Source organism: Yersinia thracica (assembly GCF_902170565.1).
In the GTDB taxonomy this organism is placed as follows: domain Bacteria; phylum Pseudomonadota; class Gammaproteobacteria; order Enterobacterales; family Enterobacteriaceae; genus Yersinia; species Yersinia thracica.
Genome location: NZ_CABHXX010000110.1, coordinates 58,266 through 83,001, shown reverse-complemented (window position 1 = coordinate 83,001; position 24,736 = coordinate 58,266). Strand labels below are relative to the sequence as shown.

The window sequence follows — 24,736 nt, the reverse complement described above, 5'->3', positions numbered from 1 at the left end:
ATTTACCCTGTGGATTAAGAGATTGCGACGGGGAAAATAGAACCTAAAATCATGGCACCCAAAATTGCGCCACCGGTAATAGGCTTATTCCACAGATAAAACAGTAATGCGCCACCTAAAGAACCAATCCCAATTGGAATTGAGGCAGTAATGGCGGACAAAATAATCAATGGCCCCAAGAAACGGCCAGATGAATTACCTGCGCCCATCATGACATCAGCACCGTAAGTTGAATTACTTTGGTTAATCGTAAATTTACGCGCCAAAATAATCAGGTAGCCGATAGCTAAACCAATAATTAAGCCAGTCGCTAAAGAAGCGGCGAAATTAGCGACCGGGAAGACAAACCCAGCGCCCAGTAATAATGCTGGCACGCCCAGACCAACGCCAGTTTGAATCGCTCCGCCAATATCCAAAATACCGACCAGCGAACCTTCAATAATTCGGGCGAATAAGAAGCTAGCACCAAATGCAGCAACCGCACCATAAACACCGGTGTCCATGCCTGCACGTAGCATTGAAACAAAGGCTACTTCGTTAAATGCGCCGATCCCATATAAATAATACATATGGGTACCTGCAAATACACCGGAGGATAATAATCCTACAAAGATCGGAAATGACCAGTCGGCATACCAGAAATTATTCTTGGTTTGTTCATCCATCATCAAGCTCCTCTCGCTGTGTTATTTTCCGCTTAATGCGTTATGAATAGTGTCGAGCCATACTGGAGCACTCAGACTAAATGATTCCAGGAATTTCAGATCGAATCCGCGGAAGAAACCACTGAGCACGAATAACAGCACAATGACTGTCATCATGATTTTAGTGACTTTATTCCAGCCGCTTTCTTCAACACCTTTACCAATTAAAATACCCAAAACCAGACCTGGTACTGCGTTGCCCATAATTAACTGCGCCAAGCCGCCGAAAATAGTGGCCCAGAAACCAGAGCGACGCCCGGCATCAATTGCCGCCAACCAGAAAATAACGGGCATCACGGTGTTAACCAGAATATTTGCCGCCGGTACCAGCACTTTAATTGCCGTGACCTGTAATGCCGCAGGAACTGCCGATGCCGTGGTATTTAAAAAGCTGACCACAATAACCCCGATAATCCCGCAGGCGATCGCCATTTTTTTCGGGTTATGCATGGTTTCCGCCACATTGCGATTTTTAATCATCAATGCTGCGGCACCCCAGTTAGGAATAATGCGGTGGTCGACGTCTTGAGTAAAAGCCCCTGCTGCTACTGAAGAAGCCCAGGCGTTGAAGAAGAACCCTAGCCCAAAGGAGAAATGCGAAGCCGGGTCGCCCTCACACGAGTTCAACTCGCCCAAGGTACGAAACGCCCCCATTCCCTGAATGGTCGGTGCATGGAACATACGGGCGGCCCCCACGCCGACCCCCACGCCGACCAGTCCGCCGATAATAATCGACTTAAAAAGAATGATTAGAAACATTAGTATATCCTTTTCATCTTATTTAGATATGAAGACAACCTTATCTGTATTAATGATTGTCACACTCACGGTAATATCTAATTCAACACTGTAGGTTTTTCTTTCCCGCGACAGGAAAAAGAATAAAAACTTTTCATTTTTTACTGATAATTCTGCTTTTAATACTTTTACGTCTTGTGGCTCAATTCGCAGCAAAATATTTTGTGTCGACTTCAATACCGTATTCTGGACATTACCGAGTGCATTAGCGAAAGCTTTACCTTTAGTATCGCCTTTACCTTTGACTTGCACCTGAGTGGTATATTGCTCTTTCATTACGGCTGACCATATTTCTTGATATAGGCTTCCACTAGCTTTTGCCCTAATTCTTCTTTATCCATAAATCCGAAGCCTAAAACCTTGCAGCCTTCGTTTATTGCCGTCACGCCTTCTTCCACTGAACGCATGCCGTATTTTGCTTTGTAGCCATATTTATTTTGCGCAGTAATAGCGCCCGCACCGCCGCTACCACAGAATGAAATACCGAAATCTGCTTTTTCGCTATTCATCACATCGCCCAATTTCATATCTGCGGCCACTCCGGGAATAACCACCACGCGGCCACCTGCGAATTCAACACCTTGCCCAACTTTCTGGCCTTTTCCTAAACGGTCGCCAATCACAACAGTAATTTGACTCATAGTATTTTCTCCAGAACAGGTTTTTATGGGTGATTATCTTTTGCTACTTCAAAATGCACCGACAACAAATAAGCTTCTTCAATGGGTAAATTAGGAAATTTATCGACCACTTGCTGAGCCATTTCCATCGAATGTGCTGAAATCTCATCAAATAATGATTTATCGACTTCAGGGAGTGGCTCGCCCGTTATTGAGCGCAAGACCATAGCCCGAATATGTGATGTCAACATTTGCTGCTGAACAGCATTGGTAAAAATATTTTCGGCATTTAACATCGCGGTAATTTCACCTAATACCCGCTCAGTGATGATAATGGCCTCTTTCATTCCAGGGTCTTCGGCTGCATTCAATGCGGCTACATCATTCACGCTGGCAATCCTCTATTCCTTACTGCTACAACTTTCTGACTGCAAAGATAAGTTCAGTTATTCCTTGCCTCTGCGCTATAACATCACCCTACCTGCAAGCGGAATGGGTGTGTAGCGGCATTTTTTCCAGTTCAAAGTGGAAATGTAATGGACCGACGGGATCACTTTCGCAAAATACGCCGTTACATCCCTAACTTAATCATTAACAACAAAATAACTTGCTATATAAATAGAGGGTGGAAGCCGATGGTGGAAAAAAGTTCGTGATCCGGATCTCTTTCTTTTCTCGCCGGAAGCGCCTAATATCAGAGTAATATTAAGCTATTTTCGAACACCCCCTCTCCTATGGCGTGGGGGTGTTGTTTTTATGTTTTGTTGAAATTGAATTGGAGAGTGGTATGACCAAGCCAACCATCACGATTAACGAGCTGGATGCTGAACGTTTGGATGCGTTACTGGCGCAACCGGCTTTTGCCGGTTCAGTGGTCGCAACAGCGCTCAATGAAGAACTGGATCGCGCAGAAATCCTGCCTCCTAATGCTATCCCGGCAGATGTCGTGACCATGAACAGTCGCGTGCGTTTTCGCGATCTGAACAGCCAGGAAGAACATATCCGCACATTGGTTTATCCGGCGTCGCTGAAAGACAGCAACGAGCAGCTCTCTGTCATGGCGCCATTAGGTGCGGCATTGTTGGGGTTGCATGTGAATAACGAAATTAGTTGGAAATTGCCGGGTGGGGATGAAGCCCGCATTATCGTGCTGGAATTGCTTTACCAGCCGGAAGCTGCCGGTGAATATCACCGCTAATTGATGTAATGGGGGTAACGACCTAAGGCCATTACCCTCTTTTCCTGATCAGCGGTACTTTTTATGGTAAGTATCGCGCGTCGGTTTAAAGTCTTGTGCCGCTTTTTTAGCTTCATCTAGCTTGCCTTGATCAGCTAATGCCAGCGCGCCATCAATCTGCCCGATCAATAAATCTAAACCGTGGCGGAAATCTTTCACTTCGGGACTATCTTCAGCTTTGTCTTTTAACTTGGTCGGAATCCCTTTCTGTGCATCAAGTGCTGCCACCCGCATTGCCTGTAAACCTTGTTTAATCACATCGGTAGAGTCGGCTTTCAGCACTTTGCCGTAATTCTCGGCAATCGTGTCCATGTTATCTGCCACACTGGCAGCCATCACCAAACTGCTGGCACACAGCAATGCCGCGGCCATCAAGGCCATTATTTTCTTACTCATGCTCACATTCCTTATAATTATTGTTAAATCACGACACATCATTATTACATTGCTCATACATAACATAGGCAATGCAGGGGCAATCTGACAATGACTTTTTGTAATCAAATAAGGAAAGCTCGGAAAAGAGCAAAAAAAAAAACTGGCAACAGATGCCAGCTTTAGATTCACAGCAACAATATATTATTCGCCCGCAATCTTCATCGCAGGTAATAAAATCGAGCCGCACTGAATGTTACTGCGGGTTTCGATGTCGCTGCCGATGCTGACGATATTGTGCAGCATATCTTTCAGATTACCGGCGATGGTTATCTCGCTGACCGGATACTGAATCTCACCGTTTTCAACCCAAAAACCGGCCGCACCACGGGAATAATCACCGGTCACGGTGCTAACTCCCTGCCCCATTAATTCCGTCACCACCAAACCTTTGTCCAGTTGCTTGAGCATCCCGGCGAAATCCTGCCCCTGGCCAGCAATGCGCCAGTTATGGATGCCACCCGCATGACCGGTACTTTGCAGCCCCAACTTACGGGCCGAATAGCTGGTCAACAGATAGGTTTGCAGCACCCCGTCCTTGACGATTTCGCGTTGCAGTGTGCGCACGCCCTCACTGTCAAAGGGGGTCGAAGCCAAGCCACGCAGTAAATGCGGGAGTTCTTCAATGGTTAGCCACTCCGGCAAAATCTGCTTGCCAAGGTGGTCGAGTAAGAAAGTGGATTTACGATAAATATTGCCGCCACTGATGGCCGAAACCAAGTGACCAAACAGGCCGGTAGCGACTTCTGCGGCAAACAGCACCGGCGACTGCATAGTCGGCAGTTTACGGGGTGATAAGCGGGATAAAGTACGGCGGGCGCACTCTTCACCAACCCATTCCGGGTTGGCTAAATCTTCCATTCTCCGACCAATGGTATAGGCGTAATCCCGCTCCATATCACCATTGTGTTCTGCAATCACACTGCTGGAGAGTGAATGGCGGCTTGAGCAGTAACTCTGCAACATCCCGTGGCTATTACCGAATACCCTGATGCCATAATGGCTATTAAAACTGCCACCTTCGGTATTGGTAATCCGCTTGTCAGCCTGCAATGCCGCTTGTTCTGCGCGGGCGGCCAGCAAGATACCTTGCTCAGCATCTAAATCGCTCGGATGGAACAAATCCAGATCTGGCGCTTCAAAGGCTAACAGCGATTTTTCTGCCGGACCAGCATAAGGATCCGGTGAGGTATAGCGAGCGATATCCAGTGCAGCCTGCACGGTACGGGCGACCGCATCCGGATTTAAGTCAGTGGTGGAGGCGCTACCCTTACGCTGTTGGTGATAAACAGTGATTCCCAGCGCACCATCGCTGTTGAATTCCACGTTCTCCACTTCACCAAAGCGGGTGCTGACACTGATTCCGGTGGTTTTGCTTACGGCAACTTCGGCCGCATCAGAACCCGCACGGGCTAACTCTAAAGCCTGTGCAACTGCTTGTTCCAGCGTTTTACGCTGTTCTGCAACTTGAGTGACTACTTTCATCAGTCTGCCATAATTAATGAGATAATCGTTCAGGAAAGTGTCGTAATACGACGACTTACACGGATAAAATAGAGAATGTCCTGATTCTGAGTTTATCAGAGATCTTGGTACAATTTCGCAGAAAGCCAACAGCCTGCTACAATTAGCCTCTTTTTAAGGAATTTGACCATGAACAAGCAGCCCGAAGACTGGCTAGATGAAGTCCCAGAAGATAAAAATGACGATGATGAAGAAATTATCTGGGTCAGTAAAAGTGAAATTAAACGTGATGCTGAAGCGCTGAAAGACCTCGGCACTGAACTGGTTGAGCTGGGTAAAAATGCGCTAGAGAAGATCGCGTTGGATGAAGATCTGCTGGCCGCCGTTGAATTAGCACAGAAAATCAAGAAAGAAGGCCGCCGCCGCCAGATCCAGTTAATTGGTAAAATGCTGCGCGCCCGTGATGTAGAGCCGATTCAAACTGCATTGGATAAACTGAAAAACCGCCATAACCAGCAAGTCTCGCTGTTCCACAAACTGGAATTACTGCGCGACCGTTTGGTTGAAGAAGGCGATGATGCCATTCCGACCGTGTTGGAATTGTATCCAGAGGCTGACCGCCAACAGCTGCGTAGCTTGGTGCGTAATGCCCAGAAAGAGAAAGCGACCAACAAACCGCCGAAATCATTCCGCCAGATTTTCCAGTATCTGCGTGAATTGGCTGAGAAAAAGTAATCATCGGGCGGCAAACGAGCCCTATTCAATCAGGCGTCATTGTCGCAGGCAGCTTGAGTGCGGACAGCGCACAGAACCCGGAGCGTACATGTAGTACGTGAGGAGTTCGAGCACTGCCCAAGCTCAAGATGGCAAGTAAAATAGCCTGATTAAGTTATATTGAAACGCAGGCTCCCCGCCAGCTCCTCTTCCGCCTCTTCGAACAATAAAACTATTGCCCCAAAACGGCGTTTCCGGCGGTGATTGACATGAATAAATTCAATCTCTACCGGTAAAGCTATTTCGCCGGTTACCACATCCCACAGCGCATCCAGATTGGCACCAAAACCTTCGCCCAGCGCAAACTTTTGGGAGAATACGCGGTAAAAAGCGGGAAGATCCGGTATATGGTCAAAATCAAATACCACTTTTACCATCTTTTTCACTCCATCCGAATGAAATGCTTGTAGTGATCCTGAGTCAGATAAATCAGGCCGTCATTGGAGTAAAGCAACCGATCAGTACCACGATGCCCGCAACGATAATTCACATCGGCCTCACGCCAGTTGCGGCCTTTGGCATCGGGCAGTTGGCGTTCACGATTAGAAAAGCGATCGCCACCAATTGCCTTACCCGGCAATACCTTACACAAATTACCGTCTTTGGGATTCCAGCCCTTTTCACGCGCCTGTTGCTTGGTAATATAAAAGTCCGGCAGGCGGTGATGGGCTTGCAAGTATTTGACCACCTGCTGCTGCTGAGTTAATTGCTCGATAGATGCTGGGGCCGATAATGGTGGCCGCTCCAGATCCGGCGATTGGCCGATATCGCGCACCGGTAAATCAGCACCTTGCCACGCCGCCACCATCAGTAGCAGCACTGCGCTTAAAATGGCTATAACTTTTTTATTCATGGTTCTCCTTAACCTTTTGTATTCCTTTAGTTGTGCTGCTCATGGTGATTGCCCATGCCCCACTCTGTTAATCAAAATACGATATGAATCTGCATCATAAATTGCCCAGATGCAGGGTTTTAACTTCCATAAACTCATCCAACCCCAGCACTGAACCTTCACGGCCCAAGCCAGATTCTTTAACGCCGCCGAAAGGCGCTAACTCGGTTGAAACCGAGCTTTCGTTCACACCAATCATACCGCTTTCCAGCGCATCTGAAACCCGGAATACCCGCTGTAAGTTCTGAGTATAGAAATAAGCCGCCAAGCCAAATGGCGTGTTATTCGCCCGCTGAATGACTTCTTCCTCCGTTTTAAAACGGAAACATGCCGCCAGCGGGCCAAAAGTCTCTTCAGAGGCCACTTTCATCTGCTCGGTGGCATCTGCAATCACTGTCGGCTGGAAGAAATTACCGCCCAGTTCATGGCGGCTGCCACCAGCTAATAATCGCCCGCCTTTCTCAAGTGCATCTTTGACGTGATCTTCCACTTTTTCCAAACCTGCGAGGTTAATCAGCGGCCCCATATTGACGTCTTTATCCATGCCGTTGCCCACTTTTAGTTTCTTAACTTCAGCGGCCAGCCGATGAACAAACTCGTCATAGACGCCATCCTGAATATAGAAGCGGTTAACGCAAACACAGACTTGCCCGGCATTGCGGAATTTACAGGCCATAGCGCCCGCGATGGCAGCATCCAAATCGGCATCATCAAACACGATATACGGTGCATTCCCCCCCAGCTCCATGGAGATTTTCTTCATGGTGGCGGCGGCATTGCGCATCAAGGTTTTGCCGACTTCAGTCGAGCCGGTAAAGGAGATTTTGCGCACTTCAGAGCTGGCCATGATGGCATCACTGATAGCATGGGTATCACCAGCGACACCATTAAGTACCCCGGCTGGTACCCCCGCTTGCTCGGCCAATGCCAGCAAAGCAAAGGCAGAAAGCGGCGTATTGTTAGCCGGTTTAATCAGCCCGGTACAACCGGCCGCCAGTGCTGGCCCCAATTTGCGGGTGAGCATCGCCAGTGGGAAATTCCACGGTGTGATTGCCGCCACCACACCGACCGGTTCGCGGGTCGCCAGAATGCGGGCACCTTCTTTGGCGGGCGGAATGATTTCGCCATTGGCGCGTTTGGCCTGCTCACTAAACCATTGAATAAAGCTGGCGGCATAAGCAACTTCGCCCAGTGCTTCTTTCAATGGTTTACCTTGCTCAGAAACCATTATTTCAGCCAATGATTGCTGGTGCTCCATAATCAGCAGATACCAACGCTGTAAAATTTCTGCGCGCTGTTTTGCGGGAGTTTTGCGCCAGGCAGGGAAAGCTTCGCTGGCGGCTTTAATGGCAGCCTCCGTTTCCTGTTTACCGGATTTAGCGACTTTTGCCACTAACTCGCCGGTAGCAGGGTTATGAACCGCAAAAGTATCCTGCGCCTGATGCCAAGAACCGCCGACAAAATAGCCAATATGATAAACACCGTCGCTATGTCGTTGAGCTTGTAATGGATTGCGTGATGAGTTGCTTGATGGATTTGGTGCTGACATCTTGTCGACCTCCTGAGGGAAATAAAGCCTCCATCAATGGAGGGCGAGGAAGGATGGTTCAATATTAAGTATATACCCAAAGTAATTGGAGTTGCAGATCATCGGCCAGTCAGCGCACTCTGATACTTATACAGCATATCAGCCAGCCGTTTTACTGGGCGGGTAACAGAGTCAGGCGATTGATAATCCACTAATTTCTGCTGATATTGATCTAATTCTTGTAACAGCCGAGAAAAATAATAGCGCCTTTTTTGCGAGTTTTTGGCATTAATAACGCGATCGGCGGTATAGCGGATTTGCTTATGAAAAGCACTCAATTCGGCATTCACCGGGACTTCCGTTTTATTGAGCCGCTGATGGGCGATGATCAAGGTTAATGCCAGCCGATACTTGTCGATATCACCGGGGAACATCATCAAAAGCTGATTCAGTTGCTGATATAGCGCCGGTAAGTGATTTTCATTGCGGCGCGCTTTATTGGTGGTTAGGGCAGATACCGCGCTGTAAACAAAGCGGTTTAATAAGGTTCTGCCGGTTCTGTCCTTGGCATTATCGCGGATCAGCAACAGCACAATCAGGGAAACAAAACAGCCGACAATTTGGCCTAATGCGCTGTCGAGAAACAAACTGACATTAAATTGCATCGGATTACTCAGCACCATAATATTGATGGTGCTGGCTAGCGTCCCCAATGAACCCAAGCGCCGCTTTTGCACTTCGATCCCAATAATAAATGCCAGCACCCCTAAACTGATGCATAACAGCAACATACTTTGCTGAGTCGCGGGGATGATAAACATAAAGTAAAGCGCCCCGATGGGCAGCGCCATAATCACCCCCAGCAGAAAATCGAGCGCCACCATGCGCGGATTTGGGGTTCGCATCGCCAACGAAGTGACCACGGCAATCATCACCATACAGCCCGCCCCTGATGTCCAGCCAGTCCATAGCCAGAATAACCCACCAATGGCCGTCGCCACACCGGTTCGCAAGCCGTTAATCATCGCGTGGTGCCCCTCGGCGGAAACATGTTTCACCGGCACAACGCCGGCCAAAATCTCTTCCTCTACCCGGCTAATGCTGCTGTTGGTATGAATCCCTTTTGATAATAATAAATAGCGGGTTGCCGCACCGACCCAACTGCTGATGGTATGTGGGATGGCTTCACTGTGGCTGGCACCTATAAATTGGCGCAGTTTTTTCATTTGTTGATGAATTTCAGCCGGTGTTTGTGCCGGTTCGCTCAACATAGTTTTCAGTTCAGCGGTTAAGATATCGGGGTGATTGGCGAGCACCAGATAGGTTTCACACGCCTGAGTGATTAAAGTTAATGATTCGGTATGCAATACCTGTAAACGGCGATTACAGCGCTGCCAACGGGAAGACTCCATCATCAAATAGCTGCGCATCCCATTGAGCGCGGTAGTATTTTTAACTAAATCACTCCAGGCGCGGTCGATATCTGTTTTTTCTGCCGGGCGAATACACAGTTGCAAAAGCCGATATTGATCGACTAAGACTTTATCCACCAGCCGATCAATATCTTGCTTAATTGATCGCGGGGAAAACAGCAGATCCGCCATCACGGCGCAGACGATCCCCAGTACAATCTCGCTACAGCGCTCAACAGCAAATTGTGGCGTTAATAAAGGAGTCTCGCCGGTCGTCACAATGATGATAAGCGCGGTATAGCCTGCTAAACCAAAGGCATAGGAGTTTTCGACGCGAACCAATGATGAGATCCAGGTGCACACCCCAGCCCACAGACAGCAAAGCATTAAGGTCAACACTGGCGCTCTGATGGTCAGAACAATAATAATCAAGCCGCCAATACAGCCGATGAATGTCCCGATGATACGCAGCCAGCCACGATGGCGGATTGCACCGGAAAAAGGTTCGCCACCGGCTGCAAAAGCGGGGCCAGCGGCCACAATCGCCGCAGTCAATACTGACCAGCGCGGTGTTTCCAATTGCAGATGAAAACCGAGAAACAGCGCCGCCACAATGGCAAAACTGAGCTTGAAAGCAAAGCGCAGGCGGATAAAGGCCGGGCTGCTCATCTTAGCCAAACTCGCGCAGGCGATGCATCATTTTCACTATCGGCGATGCTTGATTAGGGTCGCGATCATTCGCTCCGGTGATGACCACAGTCGCGGTGGTCCCAGCCGGGTAGGGATGCTGCTGAACGTCACTGTCCAGGCGAATCTTCACTGGCACGCGCTGCGCCAGCCGTACCCATTCGAGATTATTATCAATCGTGGCCAGCCCTTTGCTATCCGCACTGCTGCTACTGTTGGTCACCCCCGCAGAGATACTGTCGACGGTGCCGTGCAGAATGCGGTTGCTGCCGAGCGGCGTGATTTCTGCCCGATACCCCGGCTTAACCCCTTCCAACTTGGTCTCTTCCAGATAAGCCAAGATATAGAAAGTATCTTTCTTCACTAATGCAACGGCGGTCGCCCCGCGATTAATAAACTCTCCGGCATGGACATTCAGGTTGGTTACCCAGCCTTCAGCGGGTGCACGCACGGTGGTTCGCTCCAAATCAAGCTGCGCTAAATCGCGCACCGCAATAGCTTTCGCCAGTTGATGGCGGACGGTTTGCAGCACATTGCTGGATTGGTCAATTTCTTCTTGTGACAGGGCCTGAACCCCTAAACGTTGGCGTCTGCCGGATTCCCGCTGTTTCTCAGCAGCCAGCGTTTGGTAATAAGCAACATCGGCCTCGGCCTCAGCCAGTGCTTGCTGATAGCGCGGCTGATCAATGACAAACAGGATTTGGCTTTTCTGCACCAGTTGGTTGTCTTTGACCGGCACATCGGTAATTAAGCCGCTGACATCTGGCGCAATCGCGACCACATCTGCGGTAAATTTTGCATCACGGGTCCACGGCGATTCGGTATAAAAAGCCCATACCTTAAAAACAGCAATAACAGCCAATAAAACCACCAATAAGGTGATGCCGATGCGGATTATTTTTAATGCAAAAGTGCTCACGGCAACCTCAGGATGAAAGACGAGAAATTAAGTAAAAAAGGCAGCAATACAACGCAGTATTAAAGAGTGCTGGATGCCAAACAAACTCATAAATACCCGTTGGTTGCAGTAATCTGCGTACCACAAAAAAAAGTGCCAGCGAGAGAAGCAGTTCAAGAAATATCGGTGGGAAAGACAGGCCGAAAATCACCATCACCGGGAGCAAACTCATTCTTTAAATCCTTTCTGTTATAGGGTACCGGTGCCTCCACCTGAGTGAATAATCAGGCCGGTAACAAAACTCATCAAATCATTACAACCACAGCTAAAAGCAAGAGCCATAACCCCACCCTATGGGTTAAACTTAAATAGCGAGTATATACCCTAAATAATTCGAGTTGCAGGAAGACGGCAACTGAGCGAACTCCCAAGAGCTTACATCAGTAAGTGACTGGGGTGAGTGATGACAGCCAACGCACATGCAGCTTGAAGTATGACGGATATAACTGTTGTTTGAATAAAACAAGGTAATACTCCAGCCGCGAGGTTTTCAACCTTGAGGCAACTATCCCGACAGCAGTATATTAGCCTGCTTATTATCAACTTATCTACGATGTGTGATCTAAATCACTTTTAAGTCAGAGTTAATAATCACTGTAAAAACAATCCATCCGGAGGGAGTATGGAAAGATTAAAACGGATGTCAGTATTCGCCAAGGTGGTCGAGTGCGGATCTTTTACCGGTGCCGCACGACAGTTGGAAATGAGTGTTTCTTCAATCAGCCAGACCGTATCAAAACTGGAAACAGAGCTAAATGTTAAGCTGCTTAACCGCAGTACTCGCCGCATTGGTTTAACAGAGGCTGGGCGGATTTATTACCAAGGCTGCCGGCGCATGTTGCAGGAAGTACAGGAAGTTCATGAGCAGCTGTATGCCTTTAACAACACACCGACCGGCACACTGCGCATCGGTTGTTCATCAACTATGGCACAAAATGTGCTGGCAACCATGACCGCTGACATGCTGAAAGAGTACCCCGGCCTGTCAGTTAATCTGGTCACCGGTATTCCGGCCCCGGACTTGATTGCCGATGGTTTGGACGTGGTGATCCGCGTGGGTGCTTTACCCGATTCAGGGCTGTTTTCCCGCCGCCTCGGCTCGATGCCGATGGTCGTATGTGCCGCCAAAAGCTATTTGTTGCAAAATGGCACCCCCGAAAAACCCAGTGACATGACCAATTTTTCCTGGCTGGAATACAGCGTACGGCCAGATAGCAATTTTGAATTGATTGCACCAGAAGGTATTACCACGCAAATATCGCCACAAGGGCGCTTTGTCACCAATGACTCACAAACTATGATCCGCTGGCTCAAGGCGGGCGCAGGAATTGCCTATGCGCCACTCATGTGGGTAATAGAAGAAATTAAACGAGGTGAAGTCGAAGTATTGTTTAAAAAATACCATTCTGATCCTCGGCCAGTATATGCGTTATATACCGAGAAAGATAAAATGCCACTCAAAGTCCAAGTCTGCATCGATTATTTAACCGAATATTTTAAACGAGTCGCTGAGATATATCACAGTTATCGCTAGATATTTGATCAATTCATATATACAAAATGCTAGTTAATGAGAAATTTCTCAGTTTAATTGAGAATAATCTTATTGGTTCAAATTGACTGAATTCGCCCAAGTGCTTCCAATATATGGAATAGACTAAAAGCTCTATATCGCTATATATTGAGTTGTACATATGGCGCATTTAAAAATAAAGTGGTGCATATGTTTATATCAAAAAACTTACTCGTATTCATTACCACGGTTCAGGAAGGTTCACTGACCAGCGCAGCTGTTAAACTATTTTCAACACCACCTCCGATGAGTCGGAGTATAAAAATACTCGAGGAAGAATTAGGTTTTAAACTATTTATCCGAGCAACTTCAGGGCTGAAACTAACGGATAAAGGCAGTAATTTTTATAAGGATATATTCCCCACCTACACCCGATTAACTGAGCTGAGCACAATATACAAAAGAAGTAAAAGCGGAATCATTAATATAGGAACTTATCAGTTAAAATCAGCCTATGCAGGTTTTATATGTGATTATTTTTTATCCTCAGGCCACTGTAATATTGAACTTCAAGAAAATGTAAGTGATGTAAATCAACTGGATATATTCATAAGCACCAAGGAGGTAAAAGAGTGTGACTTTGACGTGAAATTAGTCGCCACTTGCAAAGCCACTCTGTTATACGCATCACATTTAAATGACTTACCTGACAAAGTTGAACATATTAAGAAACTGCCATTTTTACAGAGTAATATTTTTTCTTCTTCATGCTCTTTTAAAAATTTTTTTGAAAAAATGAAAAAACAAGGATTCAGAGAAAAAATATTACATGTAGATAATCAAAGAGTGCGCTATAACCTTATTGAAAAAGGCGCCGGGATATCATTGACCACAGAAGGTTTTAGTGTTGAGAAAGATTCTTTTAAAGAATTAAACATCAGTTATAGCAAAGATGTAAATTTTGAAATCTTCTATTACATCTATTTTAAAAGCTCAGTTATTAGAAAAGATTTTTTTATCAATCATCTACAGAAAAAATCTCCGCTGTCATGGCGGGAAATGAAAATTAATAGCTAATTAAATTTTGCCACATTAGAGATAAATAAATTAATGTTTTTTTGTAAACAACGTTACCACCCAACTGCATAGAGGTCTATCATGCCGAATAAAAAAAGTAACTTATCGTCAACTGCAACAACACTCGAAAAAGAAATTGCAGCCCTAAATATTCCAGGGCTTAAAACTATTTTCGATGTGGCTGGAGAAAGTCCAGCACAGTTTATTGAGCAAGTGGTGAAAGCCAATAGTACTGAGGAAATTGCAAACCTGCTTTATTGTCAGGCAAAAGCGGAGGTCAATAATCAATATGCCAGGAAACGTGCCCAACAATTGCGCCTTGACCCGGTGCTACAAAGTATCACTAAGTTGAATACACTGGATGAGGTAACACCGCTACGAACATCCGCAAACCAACTCACTGATAACGCTATTCCAGAAAGAACAGATAAATATGCCGCACCGTCATCAATTCAATCAATGTTCTCTCCAAGCCGCTACTTGTGCAAACTATATGAAGTGGCCCAAGAGTTACACGATAAAAACAGTCCATTGCATATTGATAAACGCCGCCCCGATCTGCAAACATTGATATTGAGCGATGAAACAGCCAAACAAGAAGTCTCTACACTGGATATTCTGCTAGAGACATTACAAAAAAAGATCAACTTAGACGACCTGGCAAAAATCACGGGGAAATATGACGAAGACTCATTTACCCTACCCTATGATGATGAGCTGACCATCATTAATGCAGTACTGGAAAGCAAGCATACTCGCTTGCGGAATATTGCAGCCCTATTAGCTGATGATATCCAGCAAGTTAAGCTCACCCCAGCACTGGTACAGGAACAATTAGGATTAAACCCTGCAAGTTATGATTTACTGACAGCAGAATCATCACTGACAAATAATAAACGTTTGGCGCATGCCGCTAAGCTCACCGTCAGTCAGTTAAATAAATTAATCGCAGATATTCAGGGTAATAGCCATTCAACTAATGAACAGGTTCTGACAGTGTTGTCCGAATATGTGCGCCTTAACCACCAATATGGCCTGTCTGTCGATCAATTTTCTGCCGTCATTAGCAAAAGAAATGATAGCGCCACTGGTGAGATTATTCCGCAGTTGTTTGGTCTTAGTTTCTCACAAGCAGAAATGCTATTGATGCTATGTGAGAAACCAGAGGTGATGAAAAATATCGCTCAAGGAGACATATCCACTATTCTTTCCGCCATAAGTGAACTGGAAAATATTGTGCAATGGGTCCATGAGAAAAAGTTGGATCTTACGGCACTCAACGCCATGCTCACCACACAATACAGTGCGACCGCCACACCGGAACTGTTTAATTTCCTGTCCAATATTTATCACTCCGTGGATATCCAGGCAGATGCTGAATTATTAAAACAAAGTTTATGCCGCAGTTTAGCTGCTGGTTTCCATTTGAAAACAGAAGTGATTGCTGGGTTAGTCCGTTGGTTGGAAAGCAATGACGCTGATTTTAAACCTAAGGTATTCATCCAAAATATTACTGATGTGTTTGCAGATAATCCAACACTGGAAAAACTGGAACATCACCCAGAGCTTGTGGCTCAATGTCAAAAACTTAGCCAATACGTATTGATTGCCCAGTGGGCCGAGCTGACTCCGCAAGATATTGATTTACTGCTGCAACCTCAGTTAATGACAGGTAGCGAACAACCATTACGCCCGAACTTCTCATTATTATGTTTACTGGCTGATTTCAAAGCCTGGCAACAGCAGGTTAAAGTGCCGGTTTCTGAAGCGTTGCGCTATTTTCCTTTATTAAATAGTAGTGATGGTATTAATTTAAAAAATTTGAAGTTAGAAACTAAGGAGCTTGAAAAACAATTAGAGGATATAAATAAAAAACTAACATCAGTAGATGAAAATTCAAATAAAATTAAGGAATTAAAAACCTCATCAAATAATCTAAGCATAGAAATACAAAGCATAGAATCAAAAATCACGTCAAAAAACGCTTTAGCTAAAAGACTAACGATTTTAATTGAGCAAACATCTAGTGACGATTTTTTCCCTCCTGACGCGGGTAAATATTTCGCACAACAATACGAGAAACAAAAAGGCGAACTTTTAAATTATATTGAAACGCTAACATCTAATTTGAAAGGTATAAGCAGCGATAGAAATAGTCAACTTATCGAAATAGAACAGCTTAGCCATTTTTTACAACTCACGAATGAAGATATAATTAGCGAAAGTAAAAAAAGAGAAGAACTCAACCTGAAAATAAAAAACAATAATAGAGTAATTAACGAAATTACTTTTTCAGAAGAAAGCATGCTCGTCAAAATCCATGGTTGGGATCAGCAACAAGCTAAGGAGATGATTGAAAATACTTCCCCTGAACAATATCCAGTGCAATTTATTACTGTAAATAAACTCTGTAGCCACATCAATATGGCTCACCAACTTAATATAACAGTCAAAGACCTAATGAATTTAAAATCATTAGCGTTAGAGGCACATAATGACCAATTAAAATCAGTTGTAAAATCAACAACTGAAGGGTTAATCGCCAGCTTATAATATTTTAAGTTTCGTCTACAAACCTTATAGGATATTAAATTATGTCTAATGCTAACGTATGGAATAAAATTAATGAATCGCGCCGCGATGCATTAGTTAACTACTCTATTTCCAATGATATTTTTGATAAAGATGAAATTAAGAATGCTGATAATCTATACCAACATTTATTACTGGATACAAAAATCAGCAGTGCGGTAAAAACCTCGAAAGTTGCCGAGGCAATCAGCAGCTTGCAACTGTATATTGAGCGCTGTATTGATGGTGCCGAACCTGAAGCCGCTGCCGATAAGGTCGCGAAGCATTTTAGCACTGATAACTTCCTGCATGATTGGAGCATTTACAATAAACGCTACGCCCGCTGGGCGGGCAAAGAGAAACTACAATACTATGCAGCAGATTATATTGACCCCACCTTACGCTATAATAAAACTGAGCTATTTACCGAATTTGAGCAAAGTATCAATCAAACTAAGCTGACTGAAGCTTCAGTAACGAAAGCCATGGATAATTACCTGAATAATTATGAAAAATTGGCGAGATTAGATACCATCAGTCACCTTGTTGTGCCTAATAGCAATAAGCATTTCTTTATAGCCCGTACTCAGGAAGTCCCCTATCAATATTATTGGCGCAGTTGTGAGGAAAATAGCGCGGATAATTACATTTGGTCAGAGTGGCTGAAGGTCAACTGCAACATCGATGGGTTACATAAAGACCACATTAGTCTTTTCTGGCAGAGGAATAGATTATTTATTTCATGGGAGTCTAGTGAAATTAGAAAAACAGCAGAAAATAAGGAAATAACTTTTCACTATCTGAATGTCAGCTATAAAAATAGCGACAACAGCTGGATTAACAACTCCAAATATGATATTAGCAATAATAAAGTCAAGTTTGATGTAAATAAACTAGAGAGAATTAAAGATCACTTTAGTTATGAAGACCCTGTGGCAGGTGAATTTTACAAAATAAATAAAATCACAATCCCAACAGGTTTATCTGCTGAAGGACATATAACATTAATATACAATAAAATTAATACGTCAGTTTACCAACCCGTAACACTTCGTTCAACGTCAGTGGCGGCTGAACATGTCAAAATTACAAAAATAAACATTCACTTTGAAAACAATGAAGTGATAGTTTTTGACAATAAAATAATCGAAAATCATATCATACCAAACAAAAGCAAACCTCTATATATTTCCTTTGACTGGGAAATATCCGAGAGAAACAAGAATCCTGATGGCTCGAATATTATTATTACTGACCAACCGACTAAATTGACGATAGCAGATCCTCTACAATTAATTAGTAACTTACAAGTCAGCATCGACAAGCTGTTAAATTATAATGAACAGATTGACCACATTTCGTCGAAAGATTTTAATCAGTCCTACGGCATTTACCTATGGGAATTGTTCTTCCATATTCCTTTACTGGCTTCTGTCCGTTTCCTTACCGAACAACGGTTTGATGAAGCTGAACGCTGGTTAAAATTCCTGTTTAATAGCGCCGGTTATCGTGATGCAAGCGGTAAATTACAACTGGACGAAGAAAACGTCCGGTATTGGAATATGTTACCACTGCAAAAAGATAGCGATTGGGACGGCACTATCGCGCTGGCAACCACTGATCCCGATATCATTGCCATGAAAGATCCAATGCAATATAAACTGGCAGTCTTTATGCGCACGCTGGATGTATTAATTGCTCGAGGTGATCAGGCCTATCGTCAATTAGAGCGAGATACGCTGGTTGATGCCAAAATGTATTATATCCAGGCCAGCCAATTATTAGGGCCACGGCCAGAAATCCAACTGGCCCATGATTGGAAAAATCAAAATCTAAAAGACACCACAGACAGTAACTTCTTACCGCCTTACAACGAAGTATTACTGGCCTATTGGGATAAGCTGGAAACCCGGCTATATAACCTGCGCCATAATCTCAGTCTGGATGGCCAGCCGCTGCATTTGCCATTATTTGCAGCCCCCGTCGATCCCAAAGAGTTACAACGCCAACATAGTGCTGGCAATGGCATCGGTTCTGCTTTAAATCCAATTGCAGCCGCCACCAGTTTATACCGCTTCCCAGTGTTGTTGGAGCGCGCCAAAGGGGCGGTCAGTTCGGTGATGCAATTTGGTAATGCGTTGCAAAACGCTTTGGAAAGACAAGATAGCGAAGCCATGGCTCTGTTGTTACAGCAGCAGCAACAGCAGGTACTAAAGCAAACCCGCGATATCCAAAATGCCAATATCGGTATTCTGCAAAGTAGCCGTGAAGCCACCACCGTGATGAAAAGCGGTGCAGAAGAACGGCTGGAATATTATGGCAAGCTTATTTCTGGCGATATTTCTAACTATGAACAAAAAGGGTTAGAAATGCGTATTGCATCGCAAATGCTAGGACTGACAGCAATCATTCCCATCGCAGTCGGTGCGGCGGTGGACACAGCGCCCAATATTTTTGGCATGGCCGATGGTGGTTCACATTGGGGAGCGATAGCGCAATCGACTGGCTGGGGTATTCAAATTGCGGCTGGCAGCATTGAACAAGGAGCGGGTATACAGGAGGTCAAGGCCAACTTTGCCCGTCGAGCTGAAGAATGGCAATTACAGCACACACTGGCAGAGAAAGACGTAGCGCAGTTACAGGAGCAACTCACCGGCCTGGATCTTCAGATCTCAATGGCACAAAAACAGCGCGATTTAGCTGAAATGGAACAATCCCATGCCTTGGCCGTTTATCAGATGCAAACCACGCGTTTTAGTGGCAAAGAGCTATACAACTGGATGGTCGGGCGCTTGTCTGGCTTGTACTACCAACTGTTTGATGCCGCTCAACCACTGTGCTTAATGGCGAAAAGTGGGCTGGAGCGGGATATCGATGCCAGCAAAACCCAGCATCTGTTTATTAGCTCCGGTTGGAATGACCTGTATCAAGGGTTATTGGCCGGTGAAGATCTGATGCTGAATCTGCAAAAACTGGAAAATATCTGGCTGATTGAAGACCAACGGGCGCTGGAAGTGGAGCGCAGTATTTCACTGGCGGGACTTTATGATGCATCATCAGCACACTTTAATCTGGCTGAAAAAATCTCTGAATATATCAGTCAGAAAACCACCGAGGAGCAAACAGCCGAAGGGGGGACTACCGTCAGCATCAAAGACAATATCTTAAGTGTCTCAGTCAAAATCACTGAATTGGCGCTAGATACTGACTATCCGCAGGCCATGTCATTGGGCAAAAAACGCCGCATCAAGCAAATCAGTGTTTCTCTACCTGCGCTGTTAGGCCCTTATCAAGATGTTCAGGCGACATTAAGCTACGACGGTGACTACAAGCAACTGGCAAATGGTTGTACCGCTATCGCTATCTCGCGCGGTATGAATGATAGCGGCCAGTTCCAACTGGACTTCAACGACGGCAAGTATCTGCCATTTGAGGGAATCGATATTAGCGATACTGGCGCATTGGTACTGCGCTTCCCCAATGCAACCGGTAAACAACAGGCACTGCTACAAAGCCTGAGTGACATCATTTTGCATGTTCGCTACACCATTCGTTCCTGATAACGCCGTTACTTAACCCAAACAGGCCCTCACAAGGGGCCTGACAGGAGTCCATTATGGAAAACAACAAACAACAAGTCGGCGTAGCACCATTGTCGCTCCCTAAAGGGGGCGGTGCTATTGCAGGGATGGGCGAATCGCTGGGGGCTATCGGCCCAAGTGGGCTGGCCAGTTTAACCCTACCTTTACCTATTTCCGCGGGCCGCGGCTATGCGCCAGGGCTGGCACTGAGTTACAGCAGTGGCGGCGGTAATAGCCCCTTTGGTCTCGGCTGGCACATGGGTATGCTGTCAATCCGACGCCGCACTGCCCACGGCGTCCCCCACTATGATAACCGTGATGAGTTTATCGGCCCTAGTGGCGAAGTGCTGATCGCGGTTTCAGCCGCCAATGAAAGCGCGATAGATGCGCGCTATGCATCAGCCGATTTTGCCGTGACGCGTTATCAACCGCGCATTGAGGGCGGGTTCGATCGTATTGAATTCTGGCAACCACAAGACTCAACATCGGGCCTCACTGCATTTTGGTTAATCTACAGCGCAGATGGTCAGCAACATTGTCTGGGGAAATCTCCGCTGGCGCATATCGCCTCCCCGGATAATCCAAACCATATAGCTGAATGGCTATTAGAAGAATCAGTTTCACCCACTGGCGAGCATATTTGCTATCACTATCAACGCGAAGATGATAGCGGCATTGATACAACAGAAAGTGCCAGTCACCCACAAGCCAGTACACAGCGCTATTTACAGCAAGTTCGCTACGGTAACTTGTTGTCCAGCGATAGCCTATATGCTTTCAAAAAACCGTCAGCGAAAGACGATAACTGGTTATTTACACTGGTCTTTGACTATGGCGAGCGGCCAAATAGCTTGTCTGTGGTGCCGCCGCTAAATGCAACCGACCCTTGGCCATGCCGTCAAGACCCGTTTTCGCGCTATGAATATGGTTTCGAAGTCCGCACCCGCCGCCTGTGCCAGCAAGTATTAATGTTCCATAACTTGCGGTTATTATCCGGTGATAAACAAGAAAGTGAAGCCGAGCTGGTTGCCCGGTTGCGCTTCAATTATTTAGCCAGCCCCTATACCACCCAGTTGATCAGTTGCCGACAAATCGCTCATGAGAAAGATGGCACCGCGCTATCAATGCCCCCGCTGGAATTTGATTATCAGCAGTTTGAGCCAAAAACAGAAGAAAGCTGGCAGTCGATGCCAGAATGGGACAAATTTAACCCCTATTATCAGTTGGTTGACCTGCACGGCGAGGGGTTGCCGGGCATGCTATATCAAGACAGTGGCAGTTGGCATTATCACCCGCCAGTGCGGCAAGCTGAGAGTGAAAATGGCGTCAGCTATGGTGATGCGCAAATCTTGCCGCAAATTCCGACCTTGCGCGATAGCGCCAGTTTGATGGATATCAATGGTGATGGCCGGCTGGATTGGGTTGTCAGCCAATCGGGGCTGGCTGGCTATTACAGCCGCAATCCGGATGAAAGCTGGACACAATTTACTCCGCTGTCGGCTTTGCCCACTGAGTATTTCCACCCACAAGCTCAACTGGCCGATTTGATTGGCGATGGGATCTCTGACCTGGCATTAATCGGGCCGAACAGTGTGCGCCTGTATGCCAATAAGCGTGACGGTTTTGCCGCCGCTAAGCAGGTTTATCAAGACCCCGCTATCGCCCTGCCTATCCCAGGGGGCAGTGACGCAGAGTTAGTGGCTTTCAGCGATCCGCTGGGCAGTGGGCAGCAACACCTAATGCGGGTGCGGCATAATAGTGTGACCTGCTGGCCGAATTTGGGTCATGGCTATTTTGGCAAACCCATCACGCTGAGCGGCTTCAGCCAGCCCGTGACCAGTTTTAACCCACAGCAAGTTTGGTTAGCAGACATCGACGGCTCCGGTACGGCGGATTTGATTTACGCCAATAGCGACCATTTGCTGATTTATCGCAATCAAAGCGGCAATGCTTTTGCCGAGCCGCTGAAACTGCCCTTGCCACACGGCGTTCGCTACGATAATACCTGCCAACTGACACTGGCTGATGTGCAAGGTTTGGGGGTGACCAGCCTATTGCTGAGTGTGCCGCATATGGCCAGCCGCCATTGGCGTTATGATTTTGTCTCCGCTAAGCCGTATCTGTTATCCACCATCAATAACAATATGGGCGCTGAAAACCGCCTGACTTACCGCAGTTCGGCCCAATTCTGGCTGGATGAAAAAGCCGCTGCTGCGGCAAAAGGCCGCAAAATAGCCTGTGGCCTACCTTTCCCGCTGCATCTTTTGGCACAATCCACCCAATTTGATGAAATTACGCAAAACAGCCTGAGCCAGCAAGCCTATTACTATCACGGTTTTTATGACGGTGTAGAACGCGAGTTCCGTGGATTTGGCCGGGTGGATACAGTGGATACCCATGCGGATGCCCATGGTTCTGCCACTGAACGCACCGCGCCATCTCTTAGCCGCAGTTGGTTCCATACTGGCCGTGCTGACGATGAAAACCGCTATCAAACAGAGTATTGGCAAGGAGATAAACAAGCTTATCAATTGAATCAAACTCGCCTGAGCTTATTCAACTCACAGACGGTCAGTGATGACTTACTAACAGAAGCCACTTCGCGGCAGCATTATTGGTTGCAACGAGCTTTGAAAGGCAGCCTGCTGCGCAGCGAACTGTATGGCCTGGATAATCATGGTCTGGAAAACCTACCTTACACCACCAGTAGCACTCGCTATCAAGTACGGCAGATACAGATAAGTGATAACGCCCTGATAGTCATGCCGATGTCACTAGAGCAGCTTGATTACCACTACGAACGAATTGCGCAAGACCCGCAATGCAGCCAGCAAATTGTGTTGCGCTGTGATGAATATGGGCACCCGCTGCATACCGCCGCCATCAATTACCCACGCCGCCCTCAGGATTCCGGAGCAGCTTATTCCTGGCTGGCGACTGACCACTGGGCCAGCAGCTATGATGCACAGCAACAACTGTTGCGCATCAGCGAAAGCCAACAGTCTTACCGACATGTAATTGAAGACAATGCATTGCTATTGGGCTTACCTTGGCAACAGCGTACCGACATTAGCAACTTTGGCGCTAATGGCATCCCGGGCGAAGGCCTCAATTATGAAATATTAACGGAAAGAAGAAGCGCACTGGGTACCCAGATTGAGCAGGTTTATGCTGGTCAACAGGAAGTTTTCTATCACCCAGACTACCCGCTGCAAGCTTTGGTTATCGCCAGTGAAAGTGCGGAATTTGATGATAATTCACTCACAGCATTAACGGAAATGTTCCCTAACGCCAAGCTGCGCGATGAGCAACTACAAGCGGCGGGTTATACCTCAGCGCCACGCCTTTTTGCCCGTAAAGATGAAACCGATGTCTGGGTAGCTCGCCGTGGGCTAACCGAATATTCCGATGCTAATCAATTTTATCGCCCTAAAAAACAACGCAGCTCAGCCTTGGTCGGCGATACCAGCATGCAGTGGGATAATACCACCTGCGCCGTTATCGGCATGACCCTGGCAGATGGCAGCACCACCCAGGCCGACTACGACTACCGTTTTATCACCCCTTATCAACTGACTGACATCAACGATAACGTGCATTACGTTGAGTTTGATGCTTTTGGTCGGGTGACATCTTCACGGTTCTGGGGAACCGAACTCAGTGAGGGCAAAGTGGTGGAAAGTGGCTTTAGCCAGCCGTCGGTAAAACCCTTTACCGCCCCCACCAGCATTGATGATGCCATCGAAATGGAGTCCGAGGTTCTGCCGGTTGCTCAATTCTCTGTTTATCAGCCATTTAGTTGGATGATAAAACCATTAATCCCGCGAGACGATAAAGAGCGGGAAACGTTAATTCAACACCAGGTTATGACCGAAGAGGGCTATCTCTGTGCGCTCGGCTACTCTCGCTGGCTGTATCAGGATAAACCCAAATTAAGTCAAGAGTTAGCCGATTCCTTACGCCACCCCCCTCATGCCATGACCGTGGCGACTGACCGCTACGATAACGAGGCTGAAAAACAGCAACACCAACAAGTCATTGTGTTCAGTGATGGTTTTGGTCGTGCGCTGCAATCAGCGCAGCGGGTTGAGCCAGGAGAGGCCTATAGCTATGAAGAAGGCGGCAGGCTGCAAGCCGATGGCAACGGGCTAACGGTTGAAAATGCGGGCCAACGCTGGGCAGTTTCCGGCCGTGTCGAGTATGACAACAAAGGGCTGGCGGTACGGGCTTATCAGCCTTACTTCCTCAATAACTGGCGCTATATCAGTGATGACAGCGCCCGCCAAGATACTTATGCCGATACTCATATTTATGACCCGCTAGGCCGTGAAATCAAGGTTATTACCGCCAAAGGATACCAGCGGCGGGCGCAATACTTCCCGTGGTTTGTTATCAGTGAGGATGAGAACGATACCGCTACAGAAGTCAGTGAAACCGGCGTTAACACCTAAATCATACCCCCTGACCGGCCTATTGTGAGGTCAG

The 24,736-nt window shown here is 46.5% G+C and carries 20 protein-coding genes; 7 read left to right on the top strand and 13 right to left on the bottom strand.

The window, feature by feature from the left end; all coding sequences use genetic code 11:
* Positions 1–14: 14 nt before the first annotated feature.
* From FTA91_RS15970 to FTA91_RS15950, 5 genes are read right to left on the bottom strand one after another with little or no spacing between them, the layout of a single operon-like run.
* A complete protein-coding gene (locus FTA91_RS15970; RefSeq protein ID WP_050112179.1) occupies positions 15–665 on the bottom strand; it encodes a DUF4310 family protein in 651 nt (216 codons plus the stop codon).
* A 21-nt stretch (positions 666–686) separates the two neighbouring features.
* Complete coding sequence (locus FTA91_RS15965; RefSeq protein WP_004392358.1) at positions 687–1,463, bottom strand: DUF4311 domain-containing protein; 777 nt, start codon at positions 1,461–1,463, stop codon at positions 687–689.
* Between the two features lie 18 nt (positions 1,464–1,481).
* On the bottom strand, positions 1,482–1,778 hold the full coding sequence (locus FTA91_RS15960; protein WP_050112178.1) for a DUF4312 family protein: 297 nt from the start codon (positions 1,776–1,778) through the stop codon (positions 1,482–1,484).
* Positions 1,778–2,143, bottom strand: a complete 366-nt coding sequence (locus FTA91_RS15955) for a glycine-rich SFCGS family protein (RefSeq protein WP_050112177.1) — start codon at positions 2,141–2,143, stop codon at positions 1,778–1,780. Before FTA91_RS15955 ends, FTA91_RS15960 begins: the two co-directional genes overlap by 1 nt.
* Positions 2,144–2,166: 23 nt before the next feature.
* A complete protein-coding gene (locus FTA91_RS15950; RefSeq protein WP_145534142.1) occupies positions 2,167–2,511 on the bottom strand; it encodes a glycine dehydrogenase in 345 nt (114 codons plus the stop codon).
* Between the two features lie 398 nt (positions 2,512–2,909).
* Between FTA91_RS15950 and rnk the strand changes: the two genes are divergently transcribed.
* Entirely contained in the window at positions 2,910–3,320 is a 411-nt protein-coding gene (rnk, locus tag FTA91_RS15945; RefSeq protein ID WP_032820775.1) for a nucleoside diphosphate kinase regulator, read from the top strand.
* Positions 3,321–3,368: 48 nt separating this feature from the next.
* Here the strand turns inward: rnk and cybC are convergent, their stop codons facing one another.
* Both cybC and pmbA read right to left on the bottom strand, forming a co-directional pair.
* Positions 3,369–3,755, bottom strand: a complete 387-nt coding sequence (gene cybC / locus FTA91_RS15940) for a cytochrome b562 (protein WP_050112175.1) — start codon at positions 3,753–3,755, stop codon at positions 3,369–3,371.
* A gap of 183 nt (positions 3,756–3,938) precedes the next feature.
* The gene (gene pmbA / locus FTA91_RS15935; protein WP_145534145.1) at positions 3,939–5,279 is read right to left on the bottom strand and encodes a metalloprotease PmbA; all 1,341 of its coding nucleotides are present in this window, start codon (positions 5,277–5,279) and stop codon (positions 3,939–3,941) included.
* A gap of 168 nt (positions 5,280–5,447) precedes the next feature.
* On the opposite strand from pmbA, the gene yjgA reads away from it, so the two are divergent.
* Positions 5,448–5,993, top strand: coding sequence for a ribosome biogenesis factor YjgA (gene yjgA, locus FTA91_RS15930; protein ID WP_145534148.1), 546 nt, complete (start codon positions 5,448–5,450; stop codon positions 5,991–5,993).
* A gap of 149 nt (positions 5,994–6,142) precedes the next feature.
* On the opposite strand, the gene FTA91_RS15925 is transcribed toward yjgA, so the two are convergent.
* The 6 genes from FTA91_RS15925 to aaeX form a co-directional block, all read right to left on the bottom strand.
* Positions 6,143–6,409, bottom strand: coding sequence for a barstar family protein (locus tag FTA91_RS15925; RefSeq protein WP_050112172.1), 267 nt, complete (start codon positions 6,407–6,409; stop codon positions 6,143–6,145).
* Positions 6,410–6,414: 5 nt separating this feature from the next.
* Positions 6,415–6,885 carry a ribonuclease gene (locus FTA91_RS15920; RefSeq protein WP_050112171.1) on the bottom strand — a complete coding sequence of 157 codons (471 nt, stop codon included), beginning with the start codon at positions 6,883–6,885 and terminating at the stop codon, positions 6,415–6,417.
* 94 nt (positions 6,886–6,979) lie between these two features.
* Complete coding sequence (locus tag FTA91_RS15915; RefSeq protein WP_145583599.1) at positions 6,980–8,473, bottom strand: NAD-dependent succinate-semialdehyde dehydrogenase; 1,494 nt, start codon at positions 8,471–8,473, stop codon at positions 6,980–6,982.
* A 98-nt stretch (positions 8,474–8,571) separates the two neighbouring features.
* Complete coding sequence (aaeB, locus tag FTA91_RS15910; protein WP_050112169.1) at positions 8,572–10,533, bottom strand: p-hydroxybenzoic acid efflux pump subunit AaeB; 1,962 nt, start codon at positions 10,531–10,533, stop codon at positions 8,572–8,574.
* Position 10,534: 1 nt separating this feature from the next.
* Complete coding sequence (gene aaeA / locus FTA91_RS15905; protein ID WP_050112168.1) at positions 10,535–11,470, bottom strand: p-hydroxybenzoic acid efflux pump subunit AaeA; 936 nt, start codon at positions 11,468–11,470, stop codon at positions 10,535–10,537.
* A gap of 7 nt (positions 11,471–11,477) precedes the next feature.
* On the bottom strand, positions 11,478–11,681 hold the full coding sequence (aaeX, locus tag FTA91_RS15900) for a p-hydroxybenzoic acid efflux pump operon protein AaeX (RefSeq protein ID WP_005163197.1): 204 nt from the start codon (positions 11,679–11,681) through the stop codon (positions 11,478–11,480).
* Between the two features lie 450 nt (positions 11,682–12,131).
* Between aaeX and aaeR the strand changes: the two genes are divergently transcribed.
* The 5 genes from aaeR (at position 12,132) to FTA91_RS15875 (ending at position 24,702) form a co-directional block, all read left to right on the top strand.
* Positions 12,132–13,043: an HTH-type transcriptional activator AaeR gene (gene aaeR, locus FTA91_RS15895; protein ID WP_050116504.1), complete on the top strand. Its 912-nt coding sequence runs from the start codon at positions 12,132–12,134 to the stop codon at positions 13,041–13,043.
* A gap of 189 nt (positions 13,044–13,232) precedes the next feature.
* Entirely contained in the window at positions 13,233–14,099 is an 867-nt protein-coding gene (locus FTA91_RS15890; protein ID WP_145534150.1) for a LysR family transcriptional regulator, read from the top strand.
* Positions 14,100–14,180: 81 nt separating this feature from the next.
* A complete protein-coding gene (locus FTA91_RS15885; RefSeq protein WP_145534153.1) occupies positions 14,181–16,652 on the top strand; it encodes a Tc toxin subunit A in 2,472 nt (823 codons plus the stop codon).
* A gap of 41 nt (positions 16,653–16,693) precedes the next feature.
* Positions 16,694–20,230, top strand: a complete 3,537-nt coding sequence (locus FTA91_RS20160; protein WP_186377375.1) for a Tc toxin subunit A-related protein — start codon at positions 16,694–16,696, stop codon at positions 20,228–20,230.
* A gap of 56 nt (positions 20,231–20,286) precedes the next feature.
* Complete coding sequence (locus FTA91_RS15875) at positions 20,287–24,702, top strand: SpvB/TcaC N-terminal domain-containing protein (RefSeq protein WP_145583597.1); 4,416 nt, start codon at positions 20,287–20,289, stop codon at positions 24,700–24,702.
* Positions 24,703–24,736 lie beyond the last annotated feature (34 nt).

Excerpts from the sequence above, each read along its gene's own strand:
- FTA91_RS15970 (WP_050112179.1), bottom strand. The coding sequence starts at position 665 with ATGGATGAACAAACCAAGAATAATTTCTGGTATGCCGACTGGTCATTT.
- FTA91_RS15965 (WP_004392358.1), bottom strand. The coding sequence starts at position 1,463 with ATGTTTCTAATCATTCTTTTTAAGTCGATTATTATCGGCGGACTGGTC.
- FTA91_RS15960 (WP_050112178.1), bottom strand. The coding sequence starts at position 1,778 with ATGAAAGAGCAATATACCACTCAGGTGCAAGTCAAAGGTAAAGGCGAT.
- FTA91_RS15955 (WP_050112177.1), bottom strand. The coding sequence starts at position 2,143 with ATGAGTCAAATTACTGTTGTGATTGGCGACCGTTTAGGAAAAGGCCAG.
- rnk (WP_032820775.1), top strand. The coding sequence starts at position 2,910 with ATGACCAAGCCAACCATCACGATTAACGAGCTGGATGCTGAACGTTTG.
- cybC (WP_050112175.1), bottom strand. The coding sequence starts at position 3,755 with ATGAGTAAGAAAATAATGGCCTTGATGGCCGCGGCATTGCTGTGTGCC.
- pmbA (WP_145534145.1), bottom strand. The coding sequence starts at position 5,279 with ATGAAAGTAGTCACTCAAGTTGCAGAACAGCGTAAAACGCTGGAACAA.
- yjgA (WP_145534148.1), top strand. The coding sequence starts at position 5,448 with ATGAACAAGCAGCCCGAAGACTGGCTAGATGAAGTCCCAGAAGATAAA.
- FTA91_RS15925 (WP_050112172.1), bottom strand. The coding sequence starts at position 6,409 with ATGGTAAAAGTGGTATTTGATTTTGACCATATACCGGATCTTCCCGCT.
- FTA91_RS15920 (WP_050112171.1), bottom strand. The coding sequence starts at position 6,885 with ATGAATAAAAAAGTTATAGCCATTTTAAGCGCAGTGCTGCTACTGATG.
- FTA91_RS15915 (WP_145583599.1), bottom strand. The coding sequence starts at position 8,473 with ATGTCAGCACCAAATCCATCAAGCAACTCATCACGCAATCCATTACAA.
- aaeB (WP_050112169.1), bottom strand. The coding sequence starts at position 10,533 with ATGAGCAGCCCGGCCTTTATCCGCCTGCGCTTTGCTTTCAAGCTCAGT.
- aaeX (WP_005163197.1), bottom strand. The coding sequence starts at position 11,681 with ATGAGTTTGCTCCCGGTGATGGTGATTTTCGGCCTGTCTTTCCCACCG.
- aaeR (WP_050116504.1), top strand. The coding sequence starts at position 12,132 with ATGGAAAGATTAAAACGGATGTCAGTATTCGCCAAGGTGGTCGAGTGC.
- FTA91_RS15890 (WP_145534150.1), top strand. The coding sequence starts at position 13,233 with ATGTTTATATCAAAAAACTTACTCGTATTCATTACCACGGTTCAGGAA.
- FTA91_RS15885 (WP_145534153.1), top strand. The coding sequence starts at position 14,181 with ATGCCGAATAAAAAAAGTAACTTATCGTCAACTGCAACAACACTCGAA.
- FTA91_RS20160 (WP_186377375.1), top strand. The coding sequence starts at position 16,694 with ATGTCTAATGCTAACGTATGGAATAAAATTAATGAATCGCGCCGCGAT.
- FTA91_RS15875 (WP_145583597.1), top strand. The coding sequence starts at position 20,287 with ATGGAAAACAACAAACAACAAGTCGGCGTAGCACCATTGTCGCTCCCT.